The following is a 5,257-nucleotide window of genomic DNA, read 5'->3' on the forward strand; positions in this document are numbered from 1 at the left end:
CAAACATGCGTCATCGTTTTCTGATAGTTCTAATCGGGCAACCCTTGCCAACTCTGTTTCCTGCTGGTTCTAAAAAGCTTTTAGTTTAACGCCAATCAACTTTCTGCGAGACACTTAAATGACTTTGAGATCAAGGCACGCTGGCCCATCCAGGACACAAAGCCAAAAAAGGGATTTGGGGGAATGTAAAGTGGCGCGCCCGAGAGTATTAGAACCTCTAACCTCAGCCGCCAGAGGACTAATCCGCCAACGCCCTTTATATTTCATTATATGCCATAAAATGACTAATTCCGTAAACTTAGCGGCTTGCAAGAGTTTAACGATCAATCAAACGACGCCATTTTATGCTCTTTAAGAGTGAAATCCTGACACAGGATGTCCACATCATCATATCCTAAAAGAGAACATATTTGACATTAGCACTGAAATGTCCATAATACGTTTATTGTAAAAGTCGCAAAATTTATACCTTGTTAAGAGTGCGAATCGACATTGACTCACTAATTAGCTGTGAAAAATAAAAAATTATCAGGGTTAAAAAGTATTGAATATGATTATGTAGAGCTGCCTTTTAAACAGATATCCGCTCATTCATCTTTAAAGAAGATTTTAGCTATGCAGAGCAATTTTGAATATTTAATGACGGATAGAAAGCTTATCGATCGTGACTTCCTATCAGTGTATATTGCTCTATATCCATTTCTTCTTGTCCAAGAACAGGAGAACTATTACTGTATTAACAACGTACGAGTGTTACAGCTAGCAAAGCTATTTGATTTAGACGAGCATATATTTAGTTGTTGCGTATTGAAGGGGCTCGGTCAGAAGGATGTCAGTACGATTGCAACCGCTGATTTTTATCTCAGCCATTATTATTCTCATTGCGTACTCAAGACGCTGCGGATCAGCTTTGTCGAGCGTGGATAGAATTTGATGACGTCAAAAATGTCATTGCCCCGAAAATAAAACAATTGAGCACGTTGTCGACCGCGCTTGGCGTGGACCGAAGGACAGTCTATTTGAAAAGGAAAAAGCGCTCGAAGACCTCGACGAGCCCTACAGAAGTTGACAGCACGATGAACGAATCCATTTCTGCTCCGGCACAATCTGGCAAACATGTTAACATCGAACCGATTGAAAAAGTCGATCAACCTCAAGTAATATCAAATTCTTACCATGAATTGCCAGGAGATCCCCGTGATAAATAAGGCTTGCGCGCGCGACCTGATGGCGCCGGAAACCGATCCCACCGACGAAGAACTGCAGTTAGTCATGCGAGAAGCCTTGCTGCTGGCGATGGAACGAAAGCGTGAAGTAGAGCAATTGATTAAACAACAGCTTCAAGACGTTTCCGCCGCCATTAAGACACAACTCATGACTCCCGCCCCATGAACGAAAATCAAAATCCCAAGCCTCGCCTGCTGGTCATTGCCGGCCCCAATGGTGCCGGTAAAACGACAATCACCGAGCAAGGCTTGGCGCATGAATGGTTTCAGGGCTGCGAATACATCAATCCGGACTTTATCGCTCGTGACGAGTTTGGGGATTGGAATTCTCATAAAGCAGTTATTAACGCCGCCAATTTGGCGGCCGAACGGCGTGAGCAGTGCTTGCAGGATCGGCGAAGTCTTGCGTTCGAAACCGTTTTTTCGGGGCCGGATAAAGTCGAATTTTTGCAAAAAGCCCGGTCTCGTGGCTATTTTATCCGGGTGTTTTTTGTGGCTACCTCCGATCCCGCCATCAATGCGGCACGAGTCGCTCGACGCGTAATGCTGGGCGGACATGACGTGCCCATTCCCAAAATTATCAGTCGCTACTTCCGCTCTATCGCCCAGTGCGCCGTCATTGCCCCTTGGGTAGATCGTTTGTATCTATATGACAATTCCGTGGATGGACAAGAACCACAATTGGCCCTGCGCGCCAATGAAGGGTGTATCGTAAAAAGCTATCAAATGGCTCCTTTTTGGATGAACCCCATCATTGCAGCGTTACAGAAATAGCGGCACTTAACGGTACTTCAAATCCGTTAAAGAAAATGTTTGACTTATGACAACCATCGACAGCGCTTCGCCTCAACAAGGGATCAAAGTTGACTGGGTTTTGTTTGTTAAACTGATTCATCACGCACTCCACATTCCGGAAGACTGTGTGGAAAAGTTTCTCATTTTCATAGACTGCCACCCTTCCTTGCGCGCCCTGATTACGATTGCCGATAATTTGAGAGCGATTCTGCCGATCGCTCAGCGATTAACCGATAATCGGCAACTCAAATACAACGACTTGCCCCCTTGGCTACAAATTTGTGAATATTTGTTCGAAAACAGTGAACGTTTATCCACTGAGTTCCCTGAAATCAACCATCGATCCAGCGATGCCAAACGGGCACCGTTTCCTAGGCAATTTGAGCTGTATCCCTTATATGTCGCACTTTGGTATTGTTATCCCGATAGCGAACATCAACATCGTTACTGCTTACTGCAAGCGGTTTTACTGTTGAGCCACAACGAATTCCGCCATCTTGAAGAGAACGATGAGAAAGATTTCACCAGCCCGACAAGAGAGTCGACGCGCCTCATCCGGCAGTGTGCCGAGAGCACACACCCGGAGAAAGTTTGGGCCTTGAAGCCCTTGATCCAGGCTCTACCGGAACAAGCGGTATCGTTGGCAGAATATTTAGAGTTTATTTATACCCTCGAAGAGGATGAAGATTTTCGTAAAGAGCCGTTAATCCATACTATCGATGTATTGCGGCGGATGCTCCGCTATGCAGTTGAGCATCGAGGCGGCTATAACAGGAGGCAAAACCGGGCTTGGGAGGCCATTCTCAAGCGAGAGGCCGCCCGGGAGACTATCATTGCTCAAGAACCTGATGATCTGCAAGGCGCCGCTTTTTCCATCGAATCGATTTCGATGTTTAGCCAAACCGAAAAACAAGAAGAAAAAGCGCGTGTGGCAGGATGTGCCCCAGGAGAAGTCAAAACGGGAGTCGAACACGTCATCATTCATGATGATAGTGAGAAAAGCCCCATGGCCGGCCGTTCGCCCGTTGCTCACCTTCGGCGCTGCCGTGAAAAACATAAAAATATCGCGATGGCGAACCAGCAATTACCCAGCCGTTGGGATTGTTTGACCGCCTTTGAGCTATCGATTTTTTTGCATGAGGTTTCCAATTTGGCCCGCCGATCTTCATGCGAAAACGAAGGCGACTACGAAATTTCTAATCTGGAATTAGCCGCACTTTTCACAGCCCTCTACTGGACCGGATCATCATTAAACACCGTGATCATGGCGAAATTCGATGCAAGTAAAATAGACAGTAAGTCGACATTGGAGGCAAATGAACTGTAAGCGTCTACTCGTACCACCTATAAAATAGTTTTCGTCTGTTGCATCCTGACATTTTTTGATCAGGAGTTTGGGCATGGCCGTCACAACGAAATGGCGTCAGCATATTGAAGCGTGGCAACGTAGTGGTTTGTCGCAAGCCGAGTATTGCGCCAAGCAGCAACTCAATGTCCGTACGTTCACGGCGCGTCTAAGCGATTATCGCAAATTACCCAAGCTGGATTCGACGGCCTTGATCCCGGTGCAGATTCAACCGGCTGTCACTGAGGTCATTGTCTTTACCCACGCCCAGGGCCATCGCCTGGAATTGCCGGCTCGCGGAGCTGTTGCGATGCCTGGCTTGATCGAGAGCCCGGCACAGATCTGGGTAGCGGTAGAACCGGCCGACATGCGCCGTGGCCTGGATGGCTTAACCGCGATCGTCCAGCAAAGCCTGGGGCATTCGCCTGGCTGCGGATCGGCCTTCATCTTCCGCAACCGTGCCGGTAACCGCTTACGCCTGTTGCTGTGGGACGGCAACGGGGTTTGGCTGTGCCAGCGGCGTTTGCATCGTGGCAGTTTTGTCTGGCCCAAGGCCTCTGACCCGGTCTTTGCACTCAGTCAGGCCCAGTACCCAAAGGGCATAAATGGCAGTGGCTGGTCGCCGGTGTCGATTGGCGACGGCTATCGGCCCAACCGTCAGCGGCATGGCGGGTGTAAGGTGGGACTTTAAAAGCCACTGAAACCCAGTAAAATCAAGGCATTCAGCGGGTTCCTGCGGTATAATAACCACCATGAATCCGCTTGCCAAACTCGATCAGTTGAACCTGGAACCTTCGGCTAAAACCGAAGTGGCGGCGCTGCTTCAAGCGCTGATCGAACAGGCGGAGCGGGATGCGAAAACGATTCAGAGCAAAGATATTAAAATCGACGCGCTGACGCACGAGTTGGCTTATTACAAGCGCATTCGTTTCAGCACGAAGAGCGAAGCCTTGGCCCCGCTGCAGCGGGATGTGTTCGAGGAAACCTGGAACACGGATATTTCGGCGATTGAAGCCGAAGTCGAGCAGTTGGCCGACACGGAGCCCTGCGCCACCGTCGCTCGCCCCAAACGCTTGCGCGCCGGTCGTCAGCCGTTGCCGGCGCATCTGCCACGGATCGAACACCGGCACGAACCCGAATCCTGCACTTGCGGTCAATGTGGGCGAAAGTTGGTCAAGATCGGCGAAGATATCACCGAGCAACTGGATGTCGAGCCGGCCCGCTTCTTCGTGCATCGGTACATTCGGCCCCAGTACGCTTGCCGCGCCTGCGAAACCGTCACGGAGGCACCGATTCCGTCGGCGGTGATCGATGGCGGGATGGCCGCGGTCGGTTTGTTGAGCTGGGTGATGATCAGCAAATTCCTGGATCATTTGCCGCTCTACCGCTTGGAACAAATCGCCGCGCGGGACGGCGTCAATCTGTCCCGTTCCACGTTGGCCGATTGGGTGGGGCGGCTTGGCGTCGCCTTACAGCCTTTGGCGGATCGCCTGGCCTGGCACCTGTTGCAACGTGACTGTCTGCACGCTGATGAGACGCCGGTGCCGCAACTCGATCCCGGCAACGGCAAAACGAAAAATGCCTATTTGTGGGCCTATCGCAGTAACGACCTGCAACCCGGGCCGAAGATCATCGTCTTCGACTATCAAGCCGGCCGCAGCGGCCGGCATGCGCAACAGTTTCTGCAAGCCTGGCAAGGCTATCTCGTAGTCGACGACTACGCAGGCTATAAAGCCCTGTGCGGCCGCCCGTGCGCATCCCGAGCATCAACGTCGGCTTGAACCGTGTATCGAGCTCGCCTGCCGAGTAGACAGGGATGTTTCCATCCCTGCCCCTCACAGACCCGGACGTGCGGGATTACCGCATCCGGTTCCTAATGTTATGCATTAGC

At 50.6% G+C, this 5,257-nt stretch carries 5 protein-coding genes and 2 pseudogenes; all 7 read left to right on the plus strand.

Annotated features, from left to right (window positions below; translation table 11 throughout):
* Window positions 1-510: 510 nt before the first annotated feature.
* Entirely contained in the window at window positions 511-927 is a 417-nt protein-coding gene (locus U2W12_RS00220; RefSeq protein ID WP_326498666.1) for a hypothetical protein, read from the plus strand.
* 149 nt (window positions 928-1,076) lie between these two features.
* The gene (locus U2W12_RS00225) at window positions 1,077-1,208 is read left to right on the plus strand and encodes a hypothetical protein (RefSeq protein WP_326498667.1); all 132 of its coding nucleotides are present in this window, start codon (window positions 1,077-1,079) and stop codon (window positions 1,206-1,208) included.
* Window positions 1,198-1,392 carry a hypothetical protein gene (locus U2W12_RS00230; protein ID WP_326498668.1) on the plus strand — a complete coding sequence of 65 codons (195 nt, stop codon included), beginning with the start codon at window positions 1,198-1,200 and terminating at the stop codon, window positions 1,390-1,392. Before U2W12_RS00225 ends, U2W12_RS00230 begins: the two co-directional genes overlap by 11 nt.
* Window positions 1,389-2,000, plus strand: a complete 612-nt coding sequence (locus tag U2W12_RS00235; RefSeq protein ID WP_326498669.1) for a zeta toxin family protein — start codon at window positions 1,389-1,391, stop codon at window positions 1,998-2,000. Before U2W12_RS00230 ends, U2W12_RS00235 begins: the two co-directional genes overlap by 4 nt.
* A gap of 46 nt (window positions 2,001-2,046) precedes the next feature.
* Window positions 2,047-3,348: a hypothetical protein gene (locus U2W12_RS00240; protein WP_326498670.1), complete on the plus strand. Its 1,302-nt coding sequence runs from the start codon at window positions 2,047-2,049 to the stop codon at window positions 3,346-3,348.
* Between the two features lie 328 nt (window positions 3,349-3,676).
* Window positions 3,677-4,044 (plus strand): annotated as a pseudogene (gene tnpB, locus U2W12_RS00245) (IS66 family insertion sequence element accessory protein TnpB).
* A 74-nt stretch (window positions 4,045-4,118) separates the two neighbouring features.
* A pseudogene (locus tag U2W12_RS00250) lies at window positions 4,119-5,105 on the plus strand (IS66 family transposase); the annotation flags it as partial.
* Window positions 5,106-5,257 lie beyond the last annotated feature (152 nt).

It is taken from the genome of Methylomicrobium sp. Wu6, assembly GCF_035916875.1.
Taxonomy (GTDB): domain Bacteria; phylum Pseudomonadota; class Gammaproteobacteria; order Methylococcales; family Methylomonadaceae; genus Methylomicrobium.

Excerpts from the sequence above, each read along its gene's own strand:
- U2W12_RS00225 (WP_326498667.1), top strand. The coding sequence starts at position 1,077 with ATGAACGAATCCATTTCTGCTCCGGCACAATCTGGCAAACATGTTAAC.
- U2W12_RS00235 (WP_326498669.1), top strand. The coding sequence starts at position 1,389 with ATGAACGAAAATCAAAATCCCAAGCCTCGCCTGCTGGTCATTGCCGGC.
- U2W12_RS00240 (WP_326498670.1), top strand. The coding sequence starts at position 2,047 with ATGACAACCATCGACAGCGCTTCGCCTCAACAAGGGATCAAAGTTGAC.